We start from the raw sequence: 26,193 nt of genomic DNA on the forward strand, positions 1-26,193 counted from the left end.
GCAGTTCGCGGGCCTGCCTCTAGCGCGCGTCGCAGGCAGCGGCCGGGTCTTCTGGGAGCCCGAGCGCGGCACGGGCCCTCGCGGCCGCCTCGGCTATGCCCTGAGGGTCTTTCCAGCGATACTCACTCAGCTCTTGCCCATCGAGCGCGGCGGCACTACTCGCCTGCTCGGCATCGTCGACAAGCGTGTCGCGCACCTCTTCGACCGCGGCCTGCGCGGCGGCTGGCCAGGCGACCAGCGGGTCGTCGAGCGTCTTCACCGCGGCGAGCGAGCGCTGTTCGAGCCGGGTCAGTGCGGCGCTCAGCTCGGCGCCCAGCGCCTCCGAGAGCTCGGCAGCGTCGGCCTGCGCCGGCCGCGCGCCAGCGACACGCAGGCGATCGACCCCCGCATCGACCTCGTCCCACGCTTCGTTCACCGGGCACACCGCATCGAGGTACCTCGCGCCTGCCTCCGTCACCGTGAGCTCCTCAGGCTCTGGCTCCGGCTCGGGAGCAGAGCAGCCCGCGAGGCCGAGCACCGACGCTCCAACGAGCACACTCAGAAATCTCATTCGCACTCTTCGAGGATAACGGGGTTAGGCTACGACCATGGCGAGATACCTATCGGTCGAAGATGCCGCCGCGGCTGGCATCACTTTTCTGCACGAGCCCGAGGCGCAGCGCTTCGCGGTCTACCACGCCGACGGTGCGGGCAAGCGGCTCGCGGGCGAGGCGCACTACTCTTTTCCCCGCGACGGCGTCATAGACTTCGACCACACGCTCGTCGACCCCGCGTATCGCGGCACGGGGCTCTCGGGGCTGCTCGCGCACGAAGCCGTGACTTCGGAGCTCGCCCAGACAAACGCCGTGGTCGCGTCGTGCTGGTTCATCGAGGGCTACCTGGCAAAGCACCCCGGGCTCGTGCGCTCGGCTGAGTAGCGCGCCCGCGCGATCCGCCAATCGCTGCGCGCCCGCACCGCGCCCGAGACCGCACGGCGAGCGACCGCGCTACTTCGAAGTCTTCAGCCGAATGCGGTCTTTCAAGCTCGCCTTCGGGGTCTGCTGCTTGATCAGCGACGTGAGATCTTTCTCGATGAGCTGCTGAATGCGCTCGTCGCGGTTGCTGCGGTATTCCTCGTCGTGGCCGCCGCTGTAATAGGGGTGGCTCGCGCGCTCCTTCAACGAATCGCCGATCTCGGCCCACGCCAACGAACGCGCCCGCTGCACCGTGGCGTTGAGGTATTCCTCGTCTTCCGTTCGCGCGCGGAGCTCGGTGGCGACCTGCTCGTAGACCTCTTGCCGGTGCTTCAGCGTGCGGCTATCGCTGCTGCCGTATTCGGTTTCGCTCCACGAGCTGCGCCCCGTGTCGCGCACCTCGCCGCGCACGCGCGAGATGTGGCGTGCGTCGCGCTCCCGCTCGGCCGCGAGCTCGTTCAGCGAGTTTCGCACCATCTCGAAGATCTGCGCCTCGTCGTAGTCGACATGCTCCTTGAGCGCGTTCATGATGATCGCGTTCTTCACGGTCATGCGCACGGCGACGTCTGCGACGAGCAAGCCCTGCTCAACGATCTCTTCGACGGGGGCGAGCACGCGCTTGGGCAGACGGCGCGGCGGCTGTGCCTGCCTGCGGCGCTTTGAAAACCAGCCCACTGCCGCCCCCTTTCGCTGTCAGACCCCCATTATCTCGTATTGCAGCCCGCTTGGCAGCATCCGGGTGTCGTCGGGGGTAACTCGCGCAGATTCGCGACGCGTCCACACGGCGCGTTCACACGGCGCGTTCACACGGCGCGGTCGCACAGCGCGGCCGCGCGGCGAGGCAAGGTGCGCCGCAGCACCGGCAACACCGGCAGCACCGGCAACACCGGTAACGCGGCAGCGCCGGCAACGCGGCAGCGCCGCAGCTAGCTGACCTGCGCAGCCCAGACGGAGTTCGATGCGGCTTTGCCGAGCAACACCGGCTGATCAACGCCCGCGACGCTCACCGCCGTCGTCTCGGAATAGGGTTCGCCCTCGAGCAGCTCGAGTTCGGCGTCGACGATAATGCCGCGCGATGCGAAGTACTGCAGCATCTCGGGGTCGGAGTCAGAGATGCGCTCGACCCGCACCCGGCACGGCGCCTCGATCTCGGTCAGCAGCCGCGCGGCGGGCTTGTGCACGAGGCCGTCGGCGCTCGGTATGGGGTCGCCGTGAGGGTCACGCGTCGGGTAGTCGAGCACCCGATCCATGCGGTTGATGAGCTCGTCTGAGACAGCGTGCTCAAGCTTGTCTGCCTCGTCGTGCACTTCGTCCCACGAGTAGCCGAGCATGCGCACAAGAAACGTCTCGAGCAGCCGGTGCCTGCGAGTCATCACGACGGCGAGCTCGCGGCCCTCGGGAGTGAGCGACACAGCGCCGTAGCGCTGATGATCGATGAGTTCGGAGTCGGCGAGCTTGCGCAGCGCGTCAGAGACCGTCGACAGCCGCACTCCGGCGGCCTCAGCGATCGCGGAGTTGGTGATCGGGGCATCAGACCACTCCTCGAGGCTCCAAATCACCTTGAGGTAGTTCTGCATGCTCGCAGTAATGTTCTCAACACTCACGAGCCAAGCGTACCGCGTCGCACCGCGCGCGGCCCGGAACAGCGGTGAGCACCCCTGTTCCCCGGCAGCTGTTGCCGCGCGCGCCGCCGGCCAGCGCCACTCGTTGCCGGCGCTCAGCGCATCGGCAAGCGATGCTCGTCGCCGTGTTTCAGCACATCGGCGAGCACTCCGAGCGCGCGCTCGAATTCGAGATCTACGGATCCGCCCAGCCCGATCACCAGCCCGGCCATGCCGTCGCCGCGCCGCTGCCAGTACCCGCCGAGCGGTTGCGCCCCCAGCTGCGCGGCGTTCGAGCCGCGCACGGCTGCTTCCTCGCGCGCCCGCAAAGCGGCGGCATCGGGGCCAACGAATTCGAGCACGGCGTGCAGCCCTCCGTCCATCGGGCGCACGCGCACCCCGGGAACCCCCGCGAGTCGGTCGGAGACGAGGTCGCGTCGTTCGGCGTAGCGCCGCAGCAGCCTCGCGGTGTGGCGCCTGAGCTCGCCCGTGCCAAGGTAGTGCGCGAGCGCAAACTGCACGACCGACGACACGGGGCCGCCAAGATCGTGCCGCACCGGCTCAACGAGCGCGCGCACCCCAGCCGGCGCGAGCAGATAGCCAGCCGATAGCGCTGGGGCAACCGTGCGCGAGAAGGTGCCGAGCAGCACTACCGAGCCGTGCTCCGCGTCGTCGAGCGCCGCGAGCGTCGGCAGCGGGCTCCCCGTGAAGCGCAGTTCGGAGTCGAAGTCGTCTTCGACGATGACCACGCCGCCGCGCGCGGCCCAGGAGAGAAGTTCGCGGCGGCGCACGAGCGGCAGCGACCCGCCGAGCGGGTACTGATGGCTCGGCGTCACGATCACGAGGTCGAGCACACCGTCGGGGAGCCGCGAGGTGTCGAGGCCCTCGCCGTCAGTCGGGAGCGCGACGATGCGCGCTCCGTGCCTGGCCGCGACGCCGCGCAACGACGGCAGGCCGGGGTCTTCGACGCCCACGACAAGCCCGCGCCCGCGCGTGGTGCCCAGCGCCGTGAGCAGCAGCCCGAGCCCCTCGCGGGTTCCCGCGGTCACGACGACGTCGCTCGCCGAGCGCGCCGTTGCCCGCATGCGCCTCAGATGGTCGGAGATTTCCTCGCGCAGCCGCCCGTCGCCGAGCGGCGGAGCGACGAGGTGGGCGCGCGAGGCGGCCTCGCGCCAGGCCGCGCGCCAGGCCGGGCTGTTAATGGCGCTGGGAATCGGTTCGCCCGGCGCGAGCGGTTCGCCGCGCCGCGCGGGGCGCGCTCCCAGTTGGCGCGGGGCCGCTTGGCCTGGCGCCGTCTCGCCGGGCGCGGCATCGCCGGGATCGCCATCGCCGGACGAGGCGCCGCCGGGCGAGGCACCGCCGGGCGAGGCATCGCCGGACGAGGCACCGCCGGGCGCGGGGCGGATCGGCGCTGGGCCGATCGGCGCGGCCCCGCCGGGCCCTCCCCTACCCGTCACACCTCGCGGGTCATGGCTCGCCGCGCCGAGCTTCGGGTGCACGGCAGTGCCCCGGCCGTGGGTCGCCACGAGGTACCCCTCGGCGATGAGCTGCTCGTAGGCGGCGACCACGACCCCGCGGGCCACTCCGATGCGCCTCGCCAACTCTCGAGTCGCAGGCACGGGCTCTGCCGGGCGAAGCGTGCCAGCGTCAATGGCGTCGCGCATTGCCGCCGCAAGCTGCACCGGCAGCGGTGTATCGCGGGCCCGGTCGAGCTCGACCGGAAACTCGCTCGCAGCTCCCCGGGGCGAGCGCGGAGCGCGAGACGAACCCGCAGCGCGAGACGAACCCGCAGCGCGAGGAACGCTCGGCGGCCCCGCGGCCTCGGCCTTTCGCGAATCCGCGAGCCCTTCCGCTGTCATGGTTCCAGAGTAGTGCCCGGCCCCGACCACATCCAGGCTCTCAGCGCCACGCCCGCGTCAGCGCCAGGCCCGCGACAGCGCCCCGCCGACGCCCGAGCACAGCCGGCGCCACAGCACGGCCCGCGACAGCGCCAGGCCCGCGTCAGCTGCGGGCAGGCAGCCCGAGCCCGCTCTCGCCAGGCTCGAGCGGGGCGAGCAGCGCCGCGACCACTGCGGGGTCGAGCGCTTCGACAGTCGCCGGGATCCACTTGGGGTTGCGATCTTTGTCGACGAGTTGGGCGCGCACGCCCTCGGCGAAGTTTGGGTTTACCGCGAACCGCGGCACGATGCGGTAGTCGTCCTCGAGCACTGCAGCGACGTCGAGCGATTCTGCGCGGGTGCGCGCGATCTGCGAGACCGTCACGGCGAGCGACAGCGGGCACATGCCGCGCACGACCGCCGCCGTCTCGCGGGCTCGCTCGTCTTCGCTGGTCTCGAGCGCGGTCACGAGCGCGACGGCGGCACCGACCGGGTCGGTCACGGCATCGACGCGCGCGAGCGCCGCGTCGGCGATGGGGTCGAACCAGTCGCGCACCGCGATGAGCGGCGACGTCGGAGCCGGCTCGGCGAACTGCGCGATGGTAGCGGCGATGTCTCCGCCTGCGGCGAGCGCCGCGCGCAGGTCGTCGAGCCTGTCGCTTGGCACGAGGGTGTCGGCGAAGCCGAGCGCGATCGCGTCGCCCGCCGTCATCTCGCCCGCGGTGATCGCGAGGTACTCCCCGAGCCTTCCCGGCGCTTCGGCGAGTAGCAGGTGCCCGCCGACGTCGGGTGCGATGCCGATCCGCACCTCTGGCATGGCAAGTCTGCTGCGCTCGGTGACGATGCGAAACGCCGCGTGGCCGCCGAGCCCGATGCCGCCGCCCATCGCGATGCCGTCCATGAGCGCGACGACGGGAACGGGCGAGGCGCTCATGCGGTAGTCGACGCGGTACTCGGCCCCGAACAGGCCCCGCGGGTCGCCGCCGAAGGCGATCTGTTTGATGTCGCCGCCGCCGCAAAAGCCGCGCTCGCCCGCGCCGTCGAGCACGATGGCGTTGGACCCGGCCGCGGCGTCGAGGGCCGCGTCGAGCCCTTCGAACATCTCGGTGTTGAGCGCGTTGATAGCGCGCGGCCGGTTGAGCGTCACCCTGGTGATCGCGCCGACGCGGTCAACCAGAATGAGCGGGTCAGAAACTTCAGCGTTCATGCCCCCAAGCTAGCAGCCGCGCCGCGAAGCCGCACGGGCGATGTCTTCGCTAGGCTCGTGAGCGTGTTTGACAACCGCTATGACGACGACCCGATCGCCCGAATGAAGCCGCGCCGTGGCCCGGTTGCGCGCAGGGAGGTGCCGCTCACGCGCGGGCTCGTCGTGGAGCACAGCCTGACCGAGTTCTGCGGCGCAGTCATCGATGCCCGCGACGGTGTGCTGAAGCTTGAAGATTTTGACGGCGCGGTGCGGGCGTTTCCGCTCGCCGACGCGTTTCTCGTCGACGGGGAGCCGGTGAAATTCGTCGCGCCCAAGCGGCCGCAGGCGCGCCGCCGCACCGCGAGCGGGTCGTTCGCTGCCCCTCAGGAACGAGCGAGGGTTGCGATGCCGAGCCGCATTTTTGTCGAGGGCAAGCACGACGCCGAGCTTGTCGAGCAGGTGTGGGGCGACGACCTGCGGGTCGAGGGCATCGTCGTCGAGCTGCTCGACGGCGCCGACCACCTCGAGCGGGTGCTCGCCGAGTTTCGGCCTGGCCCTGGTCGGCGCGCCGGCGTGCTCCTCGACCACCTGGTAACCGGGTCGAAGGAGACGCGCATCGCCGACGCGATCGCGCGCGGCCCGCACGGCGCCAACGTGCTCATCGTGGGGCACCCGTATATCGATATTTGGGAGGCGGTGAAGCCGGCCAGGCTCGGGCTTGAGACGTGGCCGAAGATACCACGCGGCATCGACTGGAAGACCGGTATCTGCCGCGCACTCGGGTGGCCGTCGGAGAGTCTCGCCGACACCGCAGACGCGTGGCAGCGGATCCGCGGCCGCGTGCGCAACTTCCGCGACCTCGAGCCGCAGCTCGTCGGCCGGGTCGAGGAGCTCATCGACTTCGTTTCTGTCGGGCGCTAATCAGCTTGCTCGGCGTATTCTGAGTGGGTCGTGGCGCGCGCATCGGGCCGCGCCATCAGAGCTCACAACACAGGGGTGGATGCAATGGCTGAGGCGGTTGGGCCGATCTTTCTGGTGATGCCCGAGTGGCAGGGTTCCGCTTCTTCGCGCGCGATGCAGCTCGCAGACGGAGCCGCGCTGCTGCGCGAGGATTTGCCACCGAGCTCGCGTGTCGATGTCGCGGTGCCGGCGCACGCCGGCGACGCACTTGGAACCCCGATCGCACGCCTGAGCTCTGTGCTTGCCGCGCGCGACAGCGCCCGCGAGCTGCTGCGCGCGCACGAGGGCCCCGCGATCACGCTCGGCGGCGACTGCGCCTCGACCCTCGCGGGCCTTGAGCGCGCGGTTTCGCGCGACCCGGGAGTCGCCGTGCTCTGGTTCGATGCGCACGCAGATGTGCAGCACCCGAGCACCTCGCCGTCGGGGGCGGCCTCTGGCATGGCGCTGCGGCACGCGCTCGGCGAGGGCGGCTCCGATCTCAACGCGGCGGTCGCGGTAGACCCGAGTCGCGTGCTCCTCGTCGGCACGCGCGAGGTTGACCCTGAGGAGGCGGTCGCGATCGCCGAGCTCGGTGTGGCGACAGTGCCTCCTCCCGGCGACGCCACAGCAGCGGGCAACGATTCGAGCGACGCGGCTCTCGCCGCGCAGGTCGCGGCCTGGCTTGCTGATTGCGGGGCGACGAGCGTGTACGTGCACATCGACCTCGATGTGCTCGACCCGGCAGAATTCGCCTCGGTGCACACACCGGTGCCCTTCGGGCTGTTGACGACCGAGCTGATCACGGCGATACGCAAGGCCGTCGCTGCCGCCCCGCTTGCGGGCGCGGCGATCTGCGAGTTTGCCCCGGCGTCGGCGTCGGCGGCCGCCGAGGATGCCCCGACAGTGCTTCGCCTGCTCGCTGCGCTGCTCTCCGGCGGCGCGAAGTGACGGCGCCTGCGCCGGCCCGGCCGCGACACCTGCCGCTCGCGTGGTTCGGCTACGCGTACGCGACCGTGGTCGGCTTCGTGTGGGGCTCGATCTGGTCGACGGGGGCGGTTGAGCGGGTCGACGGCCTGTGGGTCTTTCAGGGCATGCCCAAGTGGACGTTTGGCCGCGGGGGCAGCTGCGTCGGTGCGTGTTATCTCACCGATTCGAACGTGCGGCCGGCCGTGCTGCGGCACGAACAGGTGCATCGGCAGCAGTGGCGGCGTTACGGCTTAGCCATGCCGCTGTTGTATTTCCTGGCCGGCAGAGACCCACTGAAGAACAGATTTGAGATCGAGGCAGGGCTCAAAGACGGCGGCTATATTCGCTAGCGTTGATTCACGGGGCAGCACACCGGGCGCACCTACGTAACAACACTGCAACAAGGTAGCCATCTCCGAGACAGTCTGCGTTCGCTCAGCGTAGTCTCGATCCTCGACACCCGCGCAGCGAGGCGCAGGCGTTCAGCACGACGAGCAGCGTGTTGAAATCGTCTGCGATCGCGCCAGGTCGACGCAGACTCCAGACACTGAACCCAAGGAGTCACCGTGAGTGAGTCGAACCCTCAGGCGCCACGCTACGAGAAGCGAAAGCGTTCGAAGGCCCCGCTGATTATCGCGATCGTTGTCGTCGTTGGCCTGGTGGCCGCCGTCGCCGCGTACTTCGCGCTGACCCGACCGGGTTCAGACGCGACCGCAAAGAACGAGGTGGCTGTTGGCCTCGTGCTCGAGCCGACGAGCCTCGACGTGCGCAACGACGCCGGCGTGGCGACCGGTCAGGTACTCATCGACAATGTGTACCAGGGGCTCGTTGGCATCGCGGCGGGGAGCGTGGCCGATATCGTTCCCGTGCTCGCAACCGAACTGCCCGAGGTGAGCGACAACGGGCTCGAGTACACGTTCACGCTGCGCGACGGCGTGAAGTTCCACTCTGGCGCCGACCTCACGACGGCAGACGTTGTCGAGTCGCTCGCCCCGGCGCTCACCCCCGAGACGGTCGGCTACGCCGTCGCCGTCGAGGCGGTCGGAGACGCTCAGGTGAAGCTCACGCTTGAGGCGCCAAACTCGCTGCTGTTGTGGGAGCTCGCCGGCTCAAAGGGCGTCATTCTCGAGGGCGGTTCGACCGACGGTCTGCAGAACTCGGCGAACGGCACCGGCCCCTTCGAGTTCACCAGGTGGAAGCAGGGCGACAGCATCACGCTCGATAAGAACGATGCGTACTGGGGCGAGCCCGCCGGGGTCGACCGCGCCATCTTCCGCTTCTTCCCCGAGGGGCGCGCCGCGGTCAACGCGCTCAAAGACGGCGACATCGACGTGCACACGGCGCTGCTGCCACCGCTGCGGGCCGAGTTCGAGGGCAACGCGAACTTCGACATGGTGCGCGCAGAGAGCGCCGACGTCTTCACGCTCGCCTACAACAACGCCCGCGCGCCGTTCGATGACCCGCGGGTGCGCCAGGCGCTGAGCATGGCGATCGACGGCGACAAGCTCGTCGGCACCCAGAACGGTGACGCGAAGCAGCTCGGCAGCCCCATCACCGAGCTCGAGCCCGGCTACACCGACCTCACGAGCGTCAACGCCTACGACCCAGAAGCGGCCCGCGCGCTGCTCGCCGAGGCCGGCCAGCAAAACCTCAGCCTCACCATCACCGCACCGAACTTCTACGACACAGCGTCGCTCGATCTCGTCACGAGCCAGCTCGCAGAGATCGGCGTCTCGGCGAAGGTGAAGCCCGTCGAATTCCCCACCTGGCTGAACGACGTGTACTCGAACCACGACTTCGACCTCAGCTACGTCGACCACGCCGAGGCGCGCGACTTCGGCAACTACGCGAACCCGGGCTACTACTTCGGTTACGACAACCCCGAGGTGCAGCGCCTCTACGCCGAAGCGATCGCGAGCATCGACCCGGCCGATGAGGCTGCGCTGCTCGAGCAGGCAGCAGGCCTCGTGGCGGCAGACGCCCCCGCGAAGTGGCTGTTCAACTACACGCCGACGAACGTCGTGAGCACGAAGGTCTCGGGCTTCCCGAGCGTGAACACGAACTCTCGGGTGAATCTCGCGGGCGTGACTGTCGAGTAATCGCTCGCTCAGTGAGTAGTCTCGAAGCGTGACGCGTTTTCTCCTCGGCCGCACCGGCCTGCTGGCACTAGCCTGGCTCCTAGCAAGCGTGCTCATATTTGCCACCTTGCGAATACTGCCCGGAGATGTGGCGCAGGTCATCGGTGGCACTCAGGCGTCGCCCGCGCAGATCGCCGATCTGCGCGAGGCGCTCGGCCTGAACCGGCCGCTGCTCACGCAGTACTTCGAGTGGATCGGTGGCGTGCTGCGCTTCGATCTCGGTGCCTCGGTGGTGACCGGCACCGAGATCTCGGCCGAGCTCGCCGAGAAGGCCGAGGTCACGATTCCGCTGACCGTCATGTCGCTCGCGGTCGTGCTGCTCGTCGCGATCCCGCTCGGCGTCTTCGCGGCGTACCGCAACGACTCCCCCGTCGGCCAGCTCGTCGCCGCTTCGAGCGTGCTCGCCTCGGCGATTCCCGTCGTCTGGGCCGGCCTGCTCGGCACGCTGCTCTTGTCTTCGTGGCTCGGCTGGCTGCCGTCGCAGGGCTTCCCGCGCGACGGCTGGGAAGAACCGCTGCAGGCGATCCGCTCCCTCGTGCTCCCGGCGCTCACCATCGGGCTCATCGAGGGCGCGATCCTCTTCCGCCTCGTGCGCAGCGCGACGCTGCGCGCGCTCGACGCCGACCACGTGCGCACCGCGATGTCGCAGGGAAACTCCCGGCTTCGGGCGCTGCTCACGCAGGGGCTCCCCGGCGTCGGGCTCTCCATCATCTCGATGCTCGGGCTGCAGGCCGCCGCCCTGCTCGTCGGGGCCGTCGTCGTCGAGCAGTTGTTCAGCCTGCCAGGCCTCGGCACGATGCTCGTCTCTGACGTCGGCGAGCGCGACCTCCCGAAGGTGCAGTCGACGCTGCTCGTGCTCACGAGCGTGATTCTTGTGATGGGCGCGCTCGTCGACGTGATCCACCGCATCATCGACCCCAGGCTCCGGGCGGAGGGCGAAGAATGAAGACGCTGCGCAGGGTTGTGCGCCGCCCCGTCGGCGCCTTCGCGATCGCCGTGCTCGCGCTCGTCGCGCTCGTGTCGATCGTCTCGCTGTTCTGGCTGCCCCAGAACCCGAACTACGCGAGCGGCAACGTCTGGCTGCCTCCCTCTGCCGACCACTGGCTCGGCACCGACGGCAGCGGCCGCGACATCGCCTCAAGGCTCATCGCGGGCAGCAGGGTCTCGTTCGGCGTCGCGCTCGGCACCGGGGCGCTCGCGAGCGTCATCGGGTTTCTGCTCGCGCTGCTCGGCGGGCTCGGCAAGCGCCCCGTGCGCGAGGTCGTCGCGGTCGGCATCGACGTGCTCGTCGCCTTCCCGACCACGCTGCTCGCGATCATGCTCACCGCCGTGTTCGGCAGCGGCATTCCCATCGTCATCGCGGCCCTCGGCATCGCGTTCGGCGTCTCCATGGGCCGCGTGATGCGCGCAGAGTTTAGGCAGGTGCAGGGCGCCGACTTCGTCGTCGCCGCGCAGGTCGCCGGGCTCTCGCGCACGCGCATCCTCTTTCGCCACCTCATTCCGAGCGTGCTGCCCGTTTACATCGTGCAGGTGACCTGGACGATGGGCACGGCCGTGCTCGCCGAGGCGAGCCTGAGCTACCTCGGCTTCGGCGCCCCCAAAGACGTGCCGTCGTGGGGCGGCATGCTCGCCTCGACCCAGCGCTTCGTCTCCATCTACCCCGAGACCGTGCTCTGGCCCGGGCTCGCGATCACCATCACCGTGCTCGCGTTCTTCCTGTTCGGCGACCAGCTGCGCGATGCGCTCGACACGCGCGACCCCGTTGACGAGACCGCGGAGGTGCCAAGGTGAGCGATTCAGCCCAGCACGCAGAGACCGGCGCGACCGCGCTCGAGGTCGAAGACCTCAGGGTGTCGATCGACGGCACCGAGATCTTGCACGGCGTGAGCTTCAGCCTCGCGGCCGGCGAACGCCTCGGCATCATCGGCGGCTCGGGCTCAGGCAAGACGATCACGGCGCTCGCGATCGCGGGGCTCCTCCCCCGCGGCGCCGTGGTCACCGGGTCGGTGCGCGCGAACGGGCGCGAACTGCTCGGCCTCCCCGACCGCGAGCTCGCGAGCATTCGCGGCGACCGCATCGGCATGGTCTTCCAGGAGCCAAAGACGGCCCTCAGCCCCTTCCGCCGGCTCGGCGCACAGATGACCGAGGCCCTCGCGATCCACTATCGACTCGGCCGCGCGGAGCGCCGCGCCGCGGCCCTCAGGCTCGCGGCCCAGGTCGGCCTCAAAGACCCCGAGCGCATGGTGCGCGCGTACCCGCACGAGGTGTCTGGCGGGCAGCGCCAGCGCGCCGCAATCGCCGCCGCGATCTCGGCATCGCCCGGGCTGCTGCTCGCCGACGAGCCGACGACGGCGCTCGACGTCACCGTGCAGCGCGGCATTCTTGAGCTCTTCACCGAGATCACCGACAGCGAGTCGTGCTCGCTCGTGTGCATCACGCACGACATCGCCGTCGTCAACCAGGTCGCCGAGCGCGTCGTGGTGTTCGAGGCGGGGCGCATTGTCGAGCAGGGTGCGGTGCGCGAGATTCTCGAGCGCCCGCAGCACCGGGTCACCCAGGCCCTCATCGCCGCGGCGGGAAGTGAGGCCGCATGAGCGAGGCACGCGAACACCCGGCAGCGGCGCAGGCTATCCCGGCGCAGGTCGATGCACAGCCCGCGGCACAGCCCGCGGCGCAGCCCGCGGCACAGCCCGCGGCGCAGCCCGCGGCACAGTGGACCGGGCAGACCCCGTGGACCGGGCGCATCGACGTCGCCGGCGAGAACGCGGCGGGGCGCAGCCACACCACCAGAGACAACCCGCTCGTCGAGCTCACAGGCGTCTCGAAGGTGTTTCGCATGCCGCCGCGGCGACTGTTCGAGCGCGCCCAGCAGGTGAAAGCGCTCGACTTCGTGACGCTGAAGATCGAGCGCGGCGAGAGCGTCGCCATCGTCGGCGAGTCGGGCTCGGGCAAGACGACGCTCATTCGGCAACTGCTCGGCCTGAGCACGCCAACTGAGGGCACCGTGCGGTTTGACGGCCGCGAGGTCGCCGCGCACTCGAAAGACCTCGCGTGGCTTCGCCGCCGAACGGGGCTCGTGTTTCAAGACCCGTACTCGTCGTTCAACCCGCGCCGCACCATCGGGCAGTCGGTCGCCGAACCCCTCGAGGGCGGCAATGTGCCTGGCGATCACGCAGACATGGTGCGCCAGGTGCTCGAGCGCGTCGGGCTGCCGGCCGATGCGGCCCAGCGCTACCCTGACGCATTCTCGGGCGGCCAGCGTCAGCGCATAGCCGTCGCGCGCGCGATCGTGCACGGGCCTGAGCTGCTCGTCGGCGACGAGCCCGTGAGCGCGCTCGACGTGCTCGTGCGCGCCCGCGTGCTCGGCCTGCTCACGGAGCTGCGGCGCGAGTTCGGGCTCACCCTTGTCACCATCACCCACGATCTCGGCATTGTGCCGCAGCTCGCGGAGCGTACGATCGTGATGCAGGGCGGGCGGATCGTTGAAGACGGCCCAACCGAGCAGCTGCTGTCGAACCCCAGCGACCCGTACACGCAGCAGCTCGTGGCCTCGCGGCTCACCCTGCCAGAGAACACCTGGCGCGGCTAACCTGCCTACCCCTACGCAAAGGAGTCACCCGTGAGTATCGAAACCGTGAAGTCGTACCTCGCCGCCGAGGGGTTCACCGGCCCCGTGCTCGAGTTCAGCGAGTCGAGCGCCACCGTCGAGCTCGCGGCGGCGCAGGCCGGCACCGAGCCGGCACGCATCGCCAAGACCCTCGCGTTCGCGAGCACGAGCGACGAGCCCGGCGCAATTCTCGTCGTTGCAGCCGGCGACGCGAAGGTGAACGGCGGCATGTTCAAGCGCGAGTTTCGCGGCAAGCCGAGCATGCTGAAGTTCGACGAGGTCGAGCCGCTCACCGGCCACCCCGTCGGCGGCGTGTGCCCGTTCGCAAACCCCGACTCCGCCCGCGTCTACCTCGACGAGTCGCTGCGCCGCTTCGACACCGTCTTCCCTGCGGCGGGCAGCGCGAACTCGGCGGTCGAGCTGACGCTCGCTGAGCTCGAAGACCTCGGCGATGCCCTCGGCTGGGTCGACGTCTGCACCGGGTGGCGCGCCGAGGGCTAGCCGCCCCGCGGGAGCCGCGGGAGCCGCGGCGAATTGTGCGACACTTGTCATTCTCTGCGATCGCGCGTACCTTTGAGCTGACTGCAGTGAGGGGTGCATATGAAATCGACGATCGTAATCAGCCTCCTCTGCGCCCTCGCCCTCGCGGGCTGCGCACCGATGAACCCGACCGCTGGCCCCCATGCTGCGGTACCCGCGAGCGAGCTCACGGAAGTCGCTGCCGCCCTCGACAGAGGAGGCTACGACTTCCAGGCAGCGGCGTTCTCAGACGGCGTCATTACCACCGAGGAATACCGGTCGACTATGCGGCTCCTGAGGGAGTGCGTCGAGTCGGGCGGCTTCGAGTTCACCGAGCCGCAGCCCAACCCGGTCACCGGAATAACCTATGAGTTCGTCTACAAGACCAATGGACGAGACGGGCCAGGCACCGCAGAGTGGTTTCGGGGGTGCGAAACCGAGTTCTGGTCGCCCCTATCCGCCTATTTCATCGCCACCCACAGCCAGAGGATGGACCCAACGCTGAAGACTGCGCTGCTCGAATGCCTCGCGCGCAAGGGCACGCCCGGGGTCGAAGCCGGCGTGAATCTCGCGGAGATCGCCCCGGCTGCCGACGCGGCAGGGCAGACGAGGGGCAACGCTCGGGCGTGCGTCAACGCCGAAGCCGAGCGCCTCTTCCCTGATCTCGTATCCCTGTCGATGTTTGATTAGGAGGGGGTCGGCATGAAGCGGGTCAGCATGAAGCGGGCAGGCATGGCGGCAGCGGGCATCGTCATTGTTGGGAGTCTCGCGGCCTGCAGCAGCGCCCAAGAAACAGCGTTCGCTGCGCTGCTCGACACCCCGGTGGCATCGGCTGACGCGCTGCCGCCAGACGCTGGCGCCCAGCTTGAGCTGCAGCACGACACGGTTCGGCTCGCCGGGCGCGACAGCGCTGGCCGGGGGTACTTCGTCGGAACGGACGCCGAGGGAACGCCCTGCCTCGCGGTCGTCGCCGAGGGTGGGCTGTGGGGCGCCTCGTGCGGCCGCCTCGGGCAGTTCTCGATGGAATTCGATGGCGTTATCGCATGGCTCGGGGCCGAGCACTACGCCGAGCACTCGGCAACCGAATCGTTCCAAGGCGCCGTGTTTATCGCGACGCCGAAGCCGCGCCCAATCGGCGGTTAGGCCGGTCGCCCGCCGGCAACTACGCCAGTCGGCTGTCGCGCCCGCCGCAACTTAGGCCAGCTGGCCGCAGCCGATTAGGCCGGCTGACCGCTGGCGGTAAGCCCGCGCAGAATCGCGTCGCGCAGGTCTGCCGGGGCGGCGCCGTCGCGCTCTTCCTCGCACGCGCGGCGCACCGCCGTGGTCAGCTGGGCGCAGGCGCTCTCTTCGTTCTGGCAGTCGGTACAGTGCTCGAGGTGCTCCCTGATCGGGGCTGACTCCTCGGCGCACAGCTCACCGCGCAGCAACTCATAAATGTTCGCCTTGGCTTTGGCGCACCCGCAGTCACTCATCGCGCGGCTCCCTTCGTTGTCGGTGTGGTTGTTGCCGTTTCGGCTCTGTCTAGTCCAACGCCCTGCTCGCGCGCGTATTCCCCGAGGGTCTGGCGAAGTTTCGCCCGCCCCCGGTGCAGCCGGCTCATGACGGTGCCGATGGGCACCTCTTGAATGTCGGCGATCTCTTGGTAGCTGAACCCCTCGACGTCTGCGAGGTAGACGGCCATGCGAAAGTCTTCCGCGAGCTCGTTCAGCGCGCTCGTCACCACATTGTCTGGCGTGCGATCGATCGCCTCGGCCTCGGCCGACTGCGACGACATCGCCGTCGTCGACTCCGCGCCGCCGAGCTGCCAGTCTTCGAGCTCCTCGACAGCGCCGAGAAAGGGCTGGCGCTGCTTCTTGCGGTACGTGTTGATGTAGCTGTTCGTCATGATGCGGTAGAGCCAGGCCTTGAGGTTCGTGCCCTGCTCGAACGAGGCGAACGCCTGGAACGCCTTGAGGTAGGTCTCTTGCACGAGATCTTGCGCGTCTTGCGGGTTGCGCGTCATCTTCATCGCGGCGCCGAAGAGCTGGTCGAGCATCGGCAACGCCTCGTCGGCGAAGCGGGCCTTGAGGTTCGCGGACGCGTCGTCCTGTTCGCTACTGTTCACGGTGCAATCCTAACCATTCAGACGCTGAAAGCCCCGAGCGCGCGCCTTCCCTGCGCGCCGAGAGCGAAGACGGGTAAGCTCAGAGAGATGCTGGCTGCAAAAATGAACCGCGGAAATGATGACGACGGCAAGCGTGCGGGCGATGCCCCAGACGATGCCGTCGAGGCTTGGGCTGCGCCGACGGTAGCGGCCGACGGCGAGGTGATCGCGTATGTGCCGCTCCCCGGCTCAAAGTCGCTGACCGGCCGAGAGCTCATTCTCGCCGCGCTCGCAGACGGGCCTGGCACCCTGCGCGTGCCGCTGTACTCGCGCGACACCGACCTCATGGTCGAGGCGCTGAAGCTGCTCGGCACCGGCGTCGAGCCGCTGCCCGGCAAGAACCCCTACGGCCCCGACCTGCGCGTCACACCGGCGGCAGAGCTCACCGGGTCGACAAGCATCGAGTGCGGGCTCGCCGGCACCGTCATGCGGTTCGTTCCGGCGGTCGCTGCGCTCGCGCTCGGCCCAGTCGCCTTCGACGGCGACCCCTACGCGCGCAAGCGCCCCATGCGCCCCGTGCTCGACGCCCTGCGCGCCCTCGGCGCCGACATCTCAGACGACGGGCGCGGCGCGCTCCCCTTCACCGTGCATGGCGCGGGGTCGCTGCGCGGCGGCAGGGTCGAGATCGACGCCTCGCTGTCGAGCCAGTTCGTGTCGGCCCTCTTGCTCTCGGGGGCCAGGTTCACCGAGGGCGTGCACGTCGTGCACACCGGCGACCGGCTGCCGAGCGTGCCCCACATCGAGATGACGCTCGAGGCGCTGCGCGCCCGCGGCGTTCAGGCCGACTCCCCCGCGCCGGGCGAGTGGCGGGTCAAGCCTGGCCCCATCGGCGCGCGCGAGATCACCATCGAGCCCGACCTCTCAAACGCCGCACCGTTTCTCGCGGCGGCGCTCGCTGTCGGCGGCTCAGTCACGATCCCGAACTGGCCGGCGAACACCACCCAGGTCGGCGACCAGCTGCGCGAGCTGCTCCCCGAGTTCGGCGCCGACGTCGCGCTCGACGGCGGCACGCTCACCGTCACCGGCACGGGCGAGCTGCGCGGCGTGAAGATTCACATGCCAGACGCCGGCGAGCTGTCGCCGACGCTCGTCGGGCTCGCGGCGCTCGCGGCGCTCCCCCGCCCAGACGGCACCCCTGGCGAGGGCAGCGAGATCACCGGCATCGGCCACACCAGGCACCACGAGACCGACCGCATCGCGGCGCTCGTCGCCGAGATCAACGCGCTCGGCGGCCGAGCGGAGGAGTTGCCAGACGGCATCGCGATCCACCCCGCCGAACTGCACGGCGGGCTGTGGCACGCGTACGCCGACCATCGCATCGCGACCACCGGCGCGCTCATCGGGCTCGTCGTGCCGGGCATCAAGATCGACGACATCGCGTCGACGTCGAAGACGCTCCCCGAGTTTCCGAAGCTCTGGCACGACATGCTGAGCCGCGAATCTGACTTCGACCCCGTCGCGACAGGCACCGACGTGCTCGCCGAGGGCGTCGCGGGCGGCGCCCACATCGCGAGCGGGCTCGGGCGCATCGCGCGCGGCTTCCTCGAGGGGATCTGACCGCGTGAGCTGGTTCACCGTCGACGACGATGACGACGCGCCCTACGGCGAATACGCCGACCACGAGGTGCGCGCGCGGCCGAACCCGAAGGCGAATCGGCCGCGCACGAAGCGCCGCCCAGAGCACTCCGACGCCGTAATCGGCATGGTGACCGCGGTGGATCGCGGGCGCTACACCGCGCTCGTGCCTGCGACGCCCGCCACGAAGGGCGGCCCGAAGGCGCAGCCCGAGCGGGCCGTCGTCGCCGCCCGCGCGCGCGAGCTGCGCAAGACCGCGATCGTCATCGGCGACCGGGTGCAGCTCGTCGGCGACGTGTCTGGCGAGGAGGGCACCCTCTCGCGCATCGTCGCCGTCGAGGAGCGCAGCACGCTGTTGCGCCGCAGCGCCGACGACAGCGACCGTGTCGAGCGCATCATGGTGGCAAACGCCGAGCAGATGCTCATCGTCGTCGCGGCGGCCAACCCGGAGCCGCGCGTCAGGCTCGTGGATCGGTACCTGGTGGCGGCGTACGACGCCGGGATCCGGCCCCTCATCTGCATCACCAAGATCGACCTCGCCGACCCCGAGCCCTTCCTCGAAAACTTTCAGGCGCTCGAGGTGCCCGTGTTTCGCTCAGCGCCGGGTGCTTGGGAAGACGACTCGAGTGATGGGGTGCTCGCCCAGATTCGCGAGGCGCTCGCCGGCAAGACGACAGTGTTCGTCGGGCACTCGGGCGTCGGTAAGTCGACTCTCATCAACGCGCTCGTGCCCGAGGCGGATCGCGCGACCGGCCATGTGAACGAGGTCACCGGGCGCGGCCGGCACACCTCGTCTTCGTCGGTCGCGCTGCGCGCTCGCACCCCGGGGGCCGCCGGCGGCGACGCTGGCTGGGTCATCGACACCCCGGGCGTGCGCTCGTTCGGGCTCGGGCACGTCACGAGCGACGGCATCTTGCGCGGGTTCACCGACCTCGTGCCGCTGCTCGATCTCTGCCCGCGGGGCTGCTCGCACACCGAGGAGGCGCCCGACTGCGAACTCGACCTCGCGATCGCCGACGGCAGGCTCGACGCGATGGGTGCCCGGCGGGTCGAGTCGCTGCGGCGGCTACTGAAGTAGGGGCGCCTGCGGGCGCGCCCCGTACACTGGAGCTATGTCGGAGCAGCCACAGCACCAGCCAATACCCCAACACCAACCGCAGCCTTGGCAGCAGCCAGCGAATGGCCGGCAGCCCGCGTATGCCTCGCCGGGGCAGCCGGGGTATGCGCAGCAGGCGCAGCCGGGGTATGCGCAGCAGGCGCAGCAGGCGCAGCAGGCGCAGCCGGCGCCGACGCCGCTGCCCGACCTCGCGCGCGGCTACCAGTCACTCGTGAAGATCACCCAGCCGATGTTTGGGGTTGCGATCCCCTGCGTTGGGCTGTTCATGATCGGAGCCTACGGCATCGGTATTGCCGCCTTTGCCGGGCTCGCCGGTCTCTCCCTGATGGTGGCGCTTATTGGCTGGCTCTGCATGGTGGGCGGCGTGGTCATGGGCATCGCCAACGCACGCAAGATGGTGCGTGACTATGCCGCGTCGGGAGCTCAGTTCAGCACGCTGCTCTGGCTTGGGCTCATTCTTCCGAGTTTTGGCTTCGTGCTGCTGATCCTCGCCCCGCTCACGTCTCGCTACCCACTTGTCGGAGGCACAAACAGCCTGCCCCTCATCGGCCTGTTCATCGTCTGCGTGCTACTCGTGCCCGCAACGGGGCTCACCCAGGCGCTCGCCGTGCGCAGGGTCGAACGTGAGTACGGAGCTGCCGGCGTTACCGCACTGTGGTCGCTGCAACAGGGCCAGCTCGCACGCGAGCACGAGTTGCTCAGGGGCTACGCAGTACCGGCGCCGTTCGTTGGGCATGTTCACCAGCCCGGGCAGCCCGGGCCTGCACAGCCCGCGGCGCAGCCGTTCCCGTACCAGGCTCAGCAGGCTCAGCAGACTCACCTTCAGGCTCAGCAGGCCCAGCAGGCTCACGTTCAGGCACAGCAAGCTCACCTTCAAGCACAGCAGGCACAGCAGGCCCAGCAGGCCCACCAGCTGCCTCCTCAGGGTGCACCGCTGCCGCCTCAGCCGCCGCTGCCGCCACAGCAGTAGGGCCGGGAGCGGGCGCTGTCAGTGGCCCCCGCTAGGCTGGGGGCATGACTGAACGCGTGATTCTCGAGCCAGGTATGCCCGCCCCCGAATTCGCCCTTCTCGACCAAGACGGCGCCGAGCGAAAGCTCAGCGACTTCCGTGGTGAGAAACTCGTTATTTTCTTCTACCCGCAGGCGATGACCCCGGCGTGCACCACCGAGGCGTGCGAGTTTCAGGAGTCCACTGCCCCGCTCGCCGCCGCCGGGTACCGCGTCATCGGTATCTCACGAGACGCGGTCGACAAGTTGCGACGCTTCGCAGACCGCGACGGCCTCGAGTACCCGCTGCTCAGCGACCCCGACACGGCCGTGCACCGCGCCTACGGCACCTTCGGCGAGAAGAACAGCTACGGGCGCATTGTCGAGGGCGTCATTCGCTCGACCTTCATCATCGACGAGGCAGGCAACATCGAGCGCGCACTCTACAACATCAAGGCGACCGGTCACGTCGCCCGTGTCTTGAAGATGATCGCGGAGTAAACGCCGCGGCAGCACCCGGGCCCGCGGGAGCAACACAGCACACGGGCCGCGGCGAGTTACTCGGGCCGCGGCGAGCTACTCGAGCAGCAGCGAGCTACTCGAGCAGCAGCGAGCTACTCGGGCCGAAGCGAGCGACTCGAGCAGCAGCGAACTACTCGGGCCGCTCGACGGCTTGCTGCGCGAGCCCGGCGTCGCCCGCGGGCTTGCGTTGTGAGGCCGGTAGCCCGACGAACACTGCGGAGGCAAGCCCCACGAGTGCCAATACCAGCAACAGCGCGCCAATCGCCGGTGTGCCGATCACGCCTTGGAATACCGCGAATGCCGCAGCGAGCATGAGCACGTGAATAGTCACCGCCGATCCGCGCACCCAGCTGCCCTTCCGGCGCACTGCACCGAGCAGCGTTGCCGCGACCCACACGCACGAAAGAATAGCGCTCACAAGCAAGCTCACCCAGAGCGGGGCGAAGACGTCGCGCTCAGCCCCCGCTGCCGGATACGTCGGAATCATGGTGACAACCGCCACGAGCCCGAGCGCCAATTCAACGGTGAGTACCGCAGTAAGCGCGATCCTTGCCGAGCGAGCCCGCATATTCGTCACCGTACCTATTCGTTTCCTGAAACAACAGCAAAAAGCCTATTGTCTTTCGTTCAATTCCGTGGAACCATATATTCATCAAGAGTTTCGCGCACGCCGGTGTGAGCATTCTCAGTCACGTTGGCAATAGACACGGCGCGATCACTCTTAGGCTACCTGGCCTTTGCTGATTAGCGCGTGTACAGATTGAGCATCGCACGTGCGACGCAGAGGAGGTAACAATGGATTGGCGTGAACAGGCTGCGTGCCTAACCGTAGATCCCGAGCTGTTTTTTCCGGTTGGCAACACCGGGCCTGCAGTGGATCAGATTGAGCGCGCTAAGGCCGTCTGTGCCCGCTGCCCAGTCACTGAAATGTGCCTGCAGTACGCAATGGACACCGGCCAGGATTCTGGCGTCTGGGGTGGCCTGAGCGAAGACGAGCGTCGCGCTCTGAAGCGCCGCGCGGCACGCGCACGCCGCGCCTCCTAGTCTCCTCTGCCGCAGCGCGCGGTCGCAAGCGAGTCCCGGCACCCCACAGTGGGTGCCGGGACTCGCTGCGTGTGTGGGGCACGGCATGGGGCCGGCGAGGGCGGTGGGGCCGGCGGGCGCGGTTGGGCCGGCGGGACCGGGGCTCGGTGAGCTCGGTGGGGCTCGGTGAGCTCACGTGCCCGCGCGCCCAGGCCCGCGCGCCCAGGCCCGCGCCGCCACACGCCAACCCTTGCGTTGCCTCCGGGACGGGCCCTTGCTTCGCGAGGTACGGGGGTGCTCTCGGTGAGAAGTGCAGGGTTCACGAGCCAGCCCCCGCGCCAGCACTCGCGCCGAGCGCGGGCCGAGCGCGCGCCGAGCCAGCGCCAGCACTCGCGCCAGCACATACAACTGTGGGCCGCGCCGGGCCGAAGCCCAGCGCAGCCCACAGCCGCCTGTCCGAAGTAGTCGCTGCGCGAGCGACAGCGGGCTTTCCCGCGCCGAACGCGCTCGCCGACCCGTTAGTCGGTGCCCGAGTCGAACGCGGCGGCGAGGCCGAGCTCGTCGCCATTCTCGTCGATGCCGCTGACCGCGGTCGCGATCTCGTCTGCACCGCCGGCCTCAAGCTTGCCGACGAGCTCAGCGGTCGCGCCGCCGACAAGGCCCATCGCCGCGTACTGCTCGAGGCGCTGACGCGAGTCAGCGATGTCGAGGTTGCGCATGGTGAGCTGACCGATGCGGTCCTCGGGGCCGAACGCCGCGCCCACGGTGCGCTCCATCGAGAGCTTCTCGGGGTGGTAGCTGAGGTTCGGGCCCTCGGTGTTGAGGATCGTGTAGTCGTCACCGCGGCGCAGGCGCAGCGTGACCTCGCCGGTAACTGCCGAGCCGACCCAACGCTGCAGCGCCTCGCGAAGCATGAGCGACTCGGGGTCGAGCCAGCGGCCCTCGTACATGAGGCGACCGAGCTTGCGGCCGTCGTTGTGGTACGAGGCGAGGGTGTTCTCGTTGTGGATCGCGTTCACGAGACGTTCGTACGTGATGTGCAGGAGGGCCATGCCCGGAGCCTCGTAGATGCCGCGCGACTTCGCCTCGATGATGCGGTTCTCGATCTGGTCGGAGATACCGAGGCCGTGCCGGCCGCCGATCGCGTTTGCCTCGTACACGAGCGCTACGGGATCGTCGTACTCGACGCCGTTGATAGCGACGGGGCGGCCCGCCTCGAACCGAACCGAGACCTCCTCGGTGATGACCTCGACGTCTTCGCGCCAGGCGGCGACGCCCATGATGGGGGTCACAATGTCGAGCCCGTTGTCGAGGAACTCGAGGTGCTTCGCCTCGTGGCTTGCGCCCCAGATGTTCGCGTCGGTCGAGTACGCCTTCTCAGCCGAGTCGCGGTACGGGTAGCCGTGTGCGACGAGCCACTCGCTCATTTCGTGTCGGCCGCCAAGCTCTTCAACGAACTGGCTGTCGAGCCACGGCTTGTAGATGCGAAGCGAGGGGTTCGCCATGAGGCCGTAGCGGTAGAAGCGCTCGATGTCGTTGCCCTTGTAGGTCGAGCCGTCGCCCCAGATGTCGACGCCGTCTTCCTTCATCGCACGAACGAGCAGCGTGCCGGTGACGGCGCGGCCGACGGGGGTCGTGTTGAAGTAGGTCTTGCCGCCCGAGCGCACGTTGAACGCGCCGGTCTGCAGCGCCACGAAGCCCTCCTCAACGAGCGCGCGCTTCGCGTCGACGTGACGCGCGATCTCCGCGCCGTACTCCTTCGCGCGGGCCGCCACACCGTCGAGGTCGGGCTCGTCATACTGGCCAATGTCTGCGGTATAGGTGCAGGGAACCGCACCGTTTTCGCGCATCCATGCAACAGCGCATGAGGTGTCGAGACCACCGGAGAACGCGATACCAACGCGCTCGCCTACAGGAAGGGAAGAAAGAACTTTGGACATGCTTCTATCCTAGGGCTCGCACGAGACTTCGTTCGCGCGAGCCCCAGCAATCAGGGCTAAATCAGCCCGAGCTCGCTCACCTGATCGCGCTCAGCCGCGAGCTCTGCGACCGAGGCATCGATGCGCGAGCGCGAGAACTCGTCAATCTCGAGCCCCTCGACGACCTGCCACTGCCCACCGACAGAGCGTGCCGGCACCGAGGCGATGAGCCCGTCGGGCACCCCATAGGCGCCAGTGGAATACAGCGACACAGAGGTCCAGGGAGCTGCGTCATCGGATCCGCCCCCGCTCCCGGCGGTGCCGAGCACCCAATCGCGAACGTGATCGATGGCCGCGTTCGCCGCCGACGCGACCGACGAGCCGCCGCGCACCTCGATGATCTCCGCTCCGCGGTTCGCCACCCGGTCAATGTACGCACCGCGGCCCCAGTCGGCGCCCACAACGTCAAGCGCTGCCCGGTCGCCGATGCGGGCGTGGCTGAGGTCTGGGTACTGCGTGGTCGAGTGATTGCCCCAAATCGTGACTCCCGAGACCTCGGCGACGGCCGCACCAGCGTGCTCGGCGAGCAGGCCAACGGCCCGATTGTGGTCGAGTCGCGTGAGCGCGGTGAAGCGCTCTGCTGGCACGTCGGGGGCGTTACGCTGCGCGATGAGGGCGTTCGTGTTCGCCGGGTTTCCCACGACGAGCACGCGCACGTCGTCGGCCGCATGATCGTTGATCGCACGCCCCTGCGGGCCGAAGATCGCGCCGTTCGCAGCAAGAAGATCAGCGCGCTCCATGCCTGCTGTGCGGGGGCGCGAGCCGATGAGCAGCGCGACGTTCGCGCCGTCGAACCCCTGCGCGGGCTCGGTCGCGATGTCGACGCTCGTGAGCAGCGGGAACGCGCAGTCAGTGAGTTCGAGCGCGGCGCCCTCGGCCCCCTTCACGCCCTGCGGAATCTCGAGCAACCGGAGCGCCACCGGCTGGTCGGGGCCGAACATCGCGCCAGACGCGATGCGAAACATCGCAGCGTAGCCGATCTGGCCTCCAGCCCCTGTGATGGTCACTGTTATGGGCGTTGCCTGCCCGCGGTGGTTCTGCTGTGGTGCTGTCATAGTCATCTTCGCTTCCCTTTCATTCGCGGCCATACGGCCCTGCTGGCCGGGCGTCACTCTCCCGGGGCTAGGCCCCCGCGGTCGCCTCGTGCTCTGCGAGCACGGCGTCTGACAGGGGCGGCCACGCCGCGGCGGCCCACTCCCCGAAGCTTCGATCTGCGAGGCCGACGCAGGCGACGCCGGCAATCGGATCCACCCAGAGAAATGTGCCCGCCTGCCCAAAGTGCCCAAACGTCTGCGGGCTGTTCGCGTGGCCCGTCCAGTGCGGCTCCTTCGTGCCCTTGATCTCGAAGCCGAGCCCCCAGTCGTTCGGGCGCTGGCGGCCGTACCCCGGCAGCACGCCGTCGATGCCGGGGAACACGACCCGGGTCGCCTGCGCGATTGTGTCGGGGTGCAGGATCCGCGGGCGCTGCAACTCGGCAGCGAACCGGGAGAGGTCGGCCGCAGTCGAAACCCCGCCGGCGGCCGGGCTGCCGACGAGCTTCGTCTGGGTCATGCCGAGGGGTTCGAGAATGCCCTCGCGCAGGTAGTCGCCGAACGGCATTCCGGCGCGCTCGGTGAAGGTCTCGGCAAGCGTATCGATGCCGATGTTCGAGTAGATGCGGCGCTTGCCCGGGGTGCTGCGCACGACATCTTCGGAGAAGTCGAGGCCGGAGGCGTGTGCGAGCAGGTGCCTGATCGTGGCGCCCTCTGGGCCTGCCGGGTCGTCGAGCTCGAGCGCGCCCTCCTCGATGGCGAGCAGAATTGCGCTCGCGCTCAAGAGCTTCGTGACGGAGGCGAGCGCGAACTCCCGGTCTTGGTCACCGCGGGTTCCCAGGGTGGTGCCATCTTTCGCGATGACCGCCACCGCTGCGTTGTCGACGGGCCAGGTATCGATAAGGCTCAGACTCTCCATAGCCCCACGCTACCGGGTTCGCGCCTGCCTGGTGCCTGGGAGTCTCGCGCCCCCGCTACAACTTTCTGCACGAAACGCGCGCTATGCGGCGTCGTAAACGCGTGTTTCGTGCAGAAAGTTTGGCTGGCAGCTGGCACGGGGCCCCAGGCCCGGGCACGGGCCCGGGCCGGGCACGGGCACGGGGCCCGGGGCCCGGGGCCCGGGGCACGGGGCCCCAGGCCCGGGCCCTAGCGCACGTCCATCTCGTGCGGGTTCGTGCCGAAGTTCTGCCCGGCCTCAAGCGCATCGATCGCCGCCATCTCGGCGTCCGTGAGCTCGAAATCGAAGATCTGCGCGTTCTCGACCATGCGCTCGGGGCGCACGGTCTTCGGGAACACGATGCGGCCCTGCTGCGCGTGCCAGCGCAGAATCACCTGGGCCGGGGTCTTCGAGTGCGCGGCAGCGGCATCGGCAATCGCGGGCCGCTCGAAGAGGTCAGACTTGCCCTGCGCGAGCGGGCCCCACGCCTCGATGCGGATGCCGCGGGCGTTGCAGTACTCGACGAGCTCGCGGCGCTGGTGCAGCGGGTGCAGCTCGATCTGGTTCACGACGGGCACGACGCCGGTCTCCGAGATGATCTCCTCGAGGTCTGAGATCTCGAAGTTCGAAACGCCAATGGAGGTCGCGCGGCCAGACTCGTGAATCTTGATGAGCGATTTCCACGCGGTGAGCGCCTCGCCGAACATCGGCTGCGGCCAGTGCACGAGGTACAGGTCGACGCGGTCGAGCCCGAGCTTTGCGAGGCTCTCGGCGAAGGCCTCTTCGCCGCGGGTCTGGTCGCTGTTCCACAGTTTCGTCGTCACATACAGTTCGTCGCGCGGCACCCCGCTCGCGGCGATCGCGGCCCCAACTTCTGCCTCGTTGCCGTAGATCGCGGCGGTGTCAATGTGGCGGTAGCCCGCGGCGAGCGCGTCGGCGACAACGCGCTCGGCTTCGCCAGGGTCAACCTTGAAGACGCCGAGCCCGAACTGCGGGATTTCGGTGCCATCGAGGAGCGTAATGTTCGGGATTTCAAGCGCGGTCATGTTCTCTCCTTTAAGTCGACTGGGTGCCAGTCTATGTCTCGCGCGAT

General features: G+C 69.0%; 29 protein-coding genes. 17 read left to right on the top strand and 12 right to left on the bottom strand.

All coding sequences use genetic code 11. The annotated features are described in order from the left end of the window. Nucleotides 1-19: 19 nt before the first annotated feature. Nucleotides 20-550, bottom strand: coding sequence for a hypothetical protein (locus ABD115_RS15300; RefSeq protein WP_343962450.1), 531 nt, complete (start codon nucleotides 548-550; stop codon nucleotides 20-22). A gap of 37 nt (nucleotides 551-587) precedes the next feature. Here ABD115_RS15300 and ABD115_RS15305 point away from each other — a divergent pair, with 37 nt between their 5' ends. Then, on the top strand, nucleotides 588-917 hold the full coding sequence (locus ABD115_RS15305; RefSeq protein ID WP_343962452.1) for a GNAT family N-acetyltransferase: 330 nt from the start codon (nucleotides 588-590) through the stop codon (nucleotides 915-917). Between the two features lie 69 nt (nucleotides 918-986). Here ABD115_RS15305 and ABD115_RS15310 read toward each other — a convergent pair whose 3' ends face one another. The 4 genes from ABD115_RS15310 to ABD115_RS15325 form a co-directional block, all read right to left on the bottom strand. After that, on the bottom strand, nucleotides 987-1,628 hold the full coding sequence (locus tag ABD115_RS15310; RefSeq protein ID WP_343962454.1) for an asparagine synthase: 642 nt from the start codon (nucleotides 1,626-1,628) through the stop codon (nucleotides 987-989). 251 nt (nucleotides 1,629-1,879) lie between these two features. Then, nucleotides 1,880-2,557 (bottom strand): metal-dependent transcriptional regulator, encoded by a 678-nt coding sequence (locus tag ABD115_RS15315; RefSeq protein ID WP_343962456.1) that lies wholly within the window; start codon nucleotides 2,555-2,557, stop codon nucleotides 1,880-1,882. Between the two features lie 113 nt (nucleotides 2,558-2,670). Then, a complete protein-coding gene (locus ABD115_RS15320; protein WP_343962458.1) occupies nucleotides 2,671-4,413 on the bottom strand; it encodes an aminotransferase-like domain-containing protein in 1,743 nt (580 codons plus the stop codon). 142 nt (nucleotides 4,414-4,555) lie between these two features. After that, the gene (locus tag ABD115_RS15325) at nucleotides 4,556-5,638 is read right to left on the bottom strand and encodes an enoyl-CoA hydratase/isomerase family protein (protein WP_343962460.1); all 1,083 of its coding nucleotides are present in this window, start codon (nucleotides 5,636-5,638) and stop codon (nucleotides 4,556-4,558) included. 63 nt (nucleotides 5,639-5,701) lie between these two features. On the opposite strand from ABD115_RS15325, the gene ABD115_RS15330 reads away from it, so the two are divergent. From ABD115_RS15330 to ABD115_RS15380, 11 genes are all read left to right on the top strand, one after another. Further along, nucleotides 5,702-6,538, top strand: coding sequence for a DUF3097 family protein (locus ABD115_RS15330; RefSeq protein ID WP_343962794.1), 837 nt, complete (start codon nucleotides 5,702-5,704; stop codon nucleotides 6,536-6,538). Nucleotides 6,539-6,622: 84 nt separating this feature from the next. Beyond that, a complete protein-coding gene (locus ABD115_RS15335; protein WP_343962462.1) occupies nucleotides 6,623-7,504 on the top strand; it encodes an arginase family protein in 882 nt (293 codons plus the stop codon). Further along, nucleotides 7,501-7,872 (top strand): Fe-S oxidoreductase, encoded by a 372-nt coding sequence (locus tag ABD115_RS15340; RefSeq protein ID WP_343962464.1) that lies wholly within the window; start codon nucleotides 7,501-7,503, stop codon nucleotides 7,870-7,872. The genes ABD115_RS15335 and ABD115_RS15340 overlap by 4 nt, the downstream gene beginning before the upstream one ends. 216 nt (nucleotides 7,873-8,088) lie before the next feature. Next, nucleotides 8,089-9,621: an ABC transporter substrate-binding protein gene (locus ABD115_RS15345; RefSeq protein WP_343962466.1), complete on the top strand. Its 1,533-nt coding sequence runs from the start codon at nucleotides 8,089-8,091 to the stop codon at nucleotides 9,619-9,621. 28 nt (nucleotides 9,622-9,649) lie between these two features. Then, nucleotides 9,650-10,606, top strand: coding sequence for an ABC transporter permease (locus ABD115_RS15350; RefSeq protein WP_343962468.1), 957 nt, complete (start codon nucleotides 9,650-9,652; stop codon nucleotides 10,604-10,606). Beyond that, nucleotides 10,603-11,451, top strand: a complete 849-nt coding sequence (locus ABD115_RS15355; protein ID WP_343962470.1) for an ABC transporter permease — start codon at nucleotides 10,603-10,605, stop codon at nucleotides 11,449-11,451. The genes ABD115_RS15350 and ABD115_RS15355 overlap by 4 nt, the downstream gene beginning before the upstream one ends. Next, complete coding sequence (locus ABD115_RS15360; protein WP_343962472.1) at nucleotides 11,448-12,254, top strand: ATP-binding cassette domain-containing protein; 807 nt, start codon at nucleotides 11,448-11,450, stop codon at nucleotides 12,252-12,254. Before ABD115_RS15355 ends, ABD115_RS15360 begins: the two co-directional genes overlap by 4 nt. Beyond that, nucleotides 12,251-13,249, top strand: a complete 999-nt coding sequence (locus ABD115_RS15365; protein WP_343962475.1) for an ABC transporter ATP-binding protein — start codon at nucleotides 12,251-12,253, stop codon at nucleotides 13,247-13,249. The genes ABD115_RS15360 and ABD115_RS15365 overlap by 4 nt, the downstream gene beginning before the upstream one ends. A 30-nt stretch (nucleotides 13,250-13,279) precedes the next feature. Then, complete coding sequence (locus ABD115_RS15370) at nucleotides 13,280-13,768, top strand: YbaK/EbsC family protein (RefSeq protein WP_343962477.1); 489 nt, start codon at nucleotides 13,280-13,282, stop codon at nucleotides 13,766-13,768. A gap of 99 nt (nucleotides 13,769-13,867) precedes the next feature. Further along, the gene (locus ABD115_RS15375; protein WP_343962479.1) at nucleotides 13,868-14,476 is read left to right on the top strand and encodes a hypothetical protein; all 609 of its coding nucleotides are present in this window, start codon (nucleotides 13,868-13,870) and stop codon (nucleotides 14,474-14,476) included. A 12-nt stretch (nucleotides 14,477-14,488) separates the two neighbouring features. Further along, nucleotides 14,489-14,929, top strand: coding sequence for a hypothetical protein (locus ABD115_RS15380; RefSeq protein WP_343962480.1), 441 nt, complete (start codon nucleotides 14,489-14,491; stop codon nucleotides 14,927-14,929). 74 nt (nucleotides 14,930-15,003) lie between these two features. Here ABD115_RS15380 and ABD115_RS15385 read toward each other — a convergent pair whose 3' ends face one another. Beyond that, nucleotides 15,004-15,258 carry an anti-sigma factor family protein gene (locus tag ABD115_RS15385; RefSeq protein WP_343962482.1) on the bottom strand — a complete coding sequence of 85 codons (255 nt, stop codon included), beginning with the start codon at nucleotides 15,256-15,258 and terminating at the stop codon, nucleotides 15,004-15,006. Further along, nucleotides 15,255-15,890: a sigma-70 family RNA polymerase sigma factor gene (locus ABD115_RS15390; protein WP_343962485.1), complete on the bottom strand. Its 636-nt coding sequence runs from the start codon at nucleotides 15,888-15,890 to the stop codon at nucleotides 15,255-15,257. Before ABD115_RS15390 ends, ABD115_RS15385 begins: the two co-directional genes overlap by 4 nt. Before the next feature lie 102 nt (nucleotides 15,891-15,992). Between ABD115_RS15390 and aroA the strand changes: the two genes are divergently transcribed. Genes aroA through bcp form a run of 4 tightly spaced genes read left to right on the top strand, consistent with a single transcriptional unit; the run spans nucleotide 15,993 to nucleotide 20,109 of the window. After that, on the top strand, nucleotides 15,993-17,486 hold the full coding sequence (gene aroA / locus ABD115_RS15395; RefSeq protein WP_343962487.1) for a 3-phosphoshikimate 1-carboxyvinyltransferase: 1,494 nt from the start codon (nucleotides 15,993-15,995) through the stop codon (nucleotides 17,484-17,486). Nucleotides 17,487-17,490: 4 nt separating this feature from the next. Then, complete coding sequence (rsgA, locus tag ABD115_RS15400; protein WP_343962489.1) at nucleotides 17,491-18,582, top strand: ribosome small subunit-dependent GTPase A; 1,092 nt, start codon at nucleotides 17,491-17,493, stop codon at nucleotides 18,580-18,582. Between the two features lie 34 nt (nucleotides 18,583-18,616). Beyond that, the gene (locus ABD115_RS15405) at nucleotides 18,617-19,591 is read left to right on the top strand and encodes a hypothetical protein (RefSeq protein ID WP_343962491.1); all 975 of its coding nucleotides are present in this window, start codon (nucleotides 18,617-18,619) and stop codon (nucleotides 19,589-19,591) included. A 44-nt stretch (nucleotides 19,592-19,635) separates the two neighbouring features. Continuing rightward, nucleotides 19,636-20,109: a thioredoxin-dependent thiol peroxidase gene (bcp, locus tag ABD115_RS15410; RefSeq protein ID WP_343962494.1), complete on the top strand. Its 474-nt coding sequence runs from the start codon at nucleotides 19,636-19,638 to the stop codon at nucleotides 20,107-20,109. A 151-nt stretch (nucleotides 20,110-20,260) separates the two neighbouring features. On the opposite strand, the gene ABD115_RS15415 is transcribed toward bcp, so the two are convergent. After that, nucleotides 20,261-20,698 carry a hypothetical protein gene (locus ABD115_RS15415; protein WP_343962496.1) on the bottom strand — a complete coding sequence of 146 codons (438 nt, stop codon included), beginning with the start codon at nucleotides 20,696-20,698 and terminating at the stop codon, nucleotides 20,261-20,263. Nucleotides 20,699-20,925: 227 nt separating this feature from the next. Between ABD115_RS15415 and ABD115_RS15420 the strand changes: the two genes are divergently transcribed. Then, nucleotides 20,926-21,174: a WhiB family transcriptional regulator gene (locus tag ABD115_RS15420; RefSeq protein WP_042543325.1), complete on the top strand. Its 249-nt coding sequence runs from the start codon at nucleotides 20,926-20,928 to the stop codon at nucleotides 21,172-21,174. A 497-nt stretch (nucleotides 21,175-21,671) separates the two neighbouring features. On the opposite strand, the gene argG is transcribed toward ABD115_RS15420, so the two are convergent. The 4 genes from argG to ABD115_RS15440 all read right to left on the bottom strand — a co-directional run bounded on the left by argG (nucleotide 21,672) and on the right by ABD115_RS15440 (nucleotide 26,146). Further along, a complete protein-coding gene (gene argG / locus ABD115_RS15425) occupies nucleotides 21,672-23,093 on the bottom strand; it encodes an argininosuccinate synthase (protein WP_343962498.1) in 1,422 nt (473 codons plus the stop codon). 56 nt (nucleotides 23,094-23,149) lie between these two features. After that, nucleotides 23,150-24,193 (bottom strand): malate dehydrogenase, encoded by a 1,044-nt coding sequence (locus ABD115_RS15430; RefSeq protein ID WP_343962500.1) that lies wholly within the window; start codon nucleotides 24,191-24,193, stop codon nucleotides 23,150-23,152. Nucleotides 24,194-24,254: 61 nt separating this feature from the next. Beyond that, nucleotides 24,255-25,082 (bottom strand): serine hydrolase domain-containing protein, encoded by an 828-nt coding sequence (locus ABD115_RS15435; protein ID WP_343962502.1) that lies wholly within the window; start codon nucleotides 25,080-25,082, stop codon nucleotides 24,255-24,257. A gap of 227 nt (nucleotides 25,083-25,309) precedes the next feature. Next, nucleotides 25,310-26,146, bottom strand: coding sequence for an aldo/keto reductase (locus ABD115_RS15440; protein WP_343962504.1), 837 nt, complete (start codon nucleotides 26,144-26,146; stop codon nucleotides 25,310-25,312). Nucleotides 26,147-26,193 lie beyond the last annotated feature (47 nt).

Origin of the sequence: Leucobacter albus (genome assembly GCF_039528015.1) — a bacterium.
GTDB lineage: Bacteria > Actinomycetota > Actinomycetes > Actinomycetales > Microbacteriaceae > Leucobacter > Leucobacter albus.

Coding starts and splice junctions, on each gene's coding strand:
- ABD115_RS15300 (WP_343962450.1), bottom strand. CDS start 550: ATGAGATTTCTGAGTGTGCTCGTTGGAGCGTCGGTGCTCGGCCTCGCG.
- ABD115_RS15305 (WP_343962452.1), top strand. CDS start 588: ATGGCGAGATACCTATCGGTCGAAGATGCCGCCGCGGCTGGCATCACT.
- ABD115_RS15320 (WP_343962458.1), bottom strand. CDS start 4,413: ATGACAGCGGAAGGGCTCGCGGATTCGCGAAAGGCCGAGGCCGCGGGG.
- ABD115_RS15325 (WP_343962460.1), bottom strand. CDS start 5,638: ATGAACGCTGAAGTTTCTGACCCGCTCATTCTGGTTGACCGCGTCGGC.
- ABD115_RS15335 (WP_343962462.1), top strand. CDS start 6,623: ATGGCTGAGGCGGTTGGGCCGATCTTTCTGGTGATGCCCGAGTGGCAG.
- ABD115_RS15355 (WP_343962470.1), top strand. CDS start 10,603: ATGAAGACGCTGCGCAGGGTTGTGCGCCGCCCCGTCGGCGCCTTCGCG.
- ABD115_RS15365 (WP_343962475.1), top strand. CDS start 12,251: ATGAGCGAGGCACGCGAACACCCGGCAGCGGCGCAGGCTATCCCGGCG.
- ABD115_RS15375 (WP_343962479.1), top strand. CDS start 13,868: ATGAAATCGACGATCGTAATCAGCCTCCTCTGCGCCCTCGCCCTCGCG.
- ABD115_RS15380 (WP_343962480.1), top strand. CDS start 14,489: ATGAAGCGGGTCAGCATGAAGCGGGCAGGCATGGCGGCAGCGGGCATC.
- ABD115_RS15385 (WP_343962482.1), bottom strand. CDS start 15,258: ATGAGTGACTGCGGGTGCGCCAAAGCCAAGGCGAACATTTATGAGTTG.
- aroA (WP_343962487.1), top strand. CDS start 15,993: ATGAACCGCGGAAATGATGACGACGGCAAGCGTGCGGGCGATGCCCCA.
- ABD115_RS15405 (WP_343962491.1), top strand. CDS start 18,617: ATGTCGGAGCAGCCACAGCACCAGCCAATACCCCAACACCAACCGCAG.
- bcp (WP_343962494.1), top strand. CDS start 19,636: ATGACTGAACGCGTGATTCTCGAGCCAGGTATGCCCGCCCCCGAATTC.
- ABD115_RS15415 (WP_343962496.1), bottom strand. CDS start 20,698: ATGCGGGCTCGCTCGGCAAGGATCGCGCTTACTGCGGTACTCACCGTT.
- ABD115_RS15420 (WP_042543325.1), top strand. CDS start 20,926: ATGGATTGGCGTGAACAGGCTGCGTGCCTAACCGTAGATCCCGAGCTG.
- argG (WP_343962498.1), bottom strand. CDS start 23,093: ATGTCCAAAGTTCTTTCTTCCCTTCCTGTAGGCGAGCGCGTTGGTATC.
- ABD115_RS15430 (WP_343962500.1), bottom strand. CDS start 24,193: ATGACTATGACAGCACCACAGCAGAACCACCGCGGGCAGGCAACGCCC.
- ABD115_RS15435 (WP_343962502.1), bottom strand. CDS start 25,082: ATGGAGAGTCTGAGCCTTATCGATACCTGGCCCGTCGACAACGCAGCG.
- ABD115_RS15440 (WP_343962504.1), bottom strand. CDS start 26,146: ATGACCGCGCTTGAAATCCCGAACATTACGCTCCTCGATGGCACCGAA.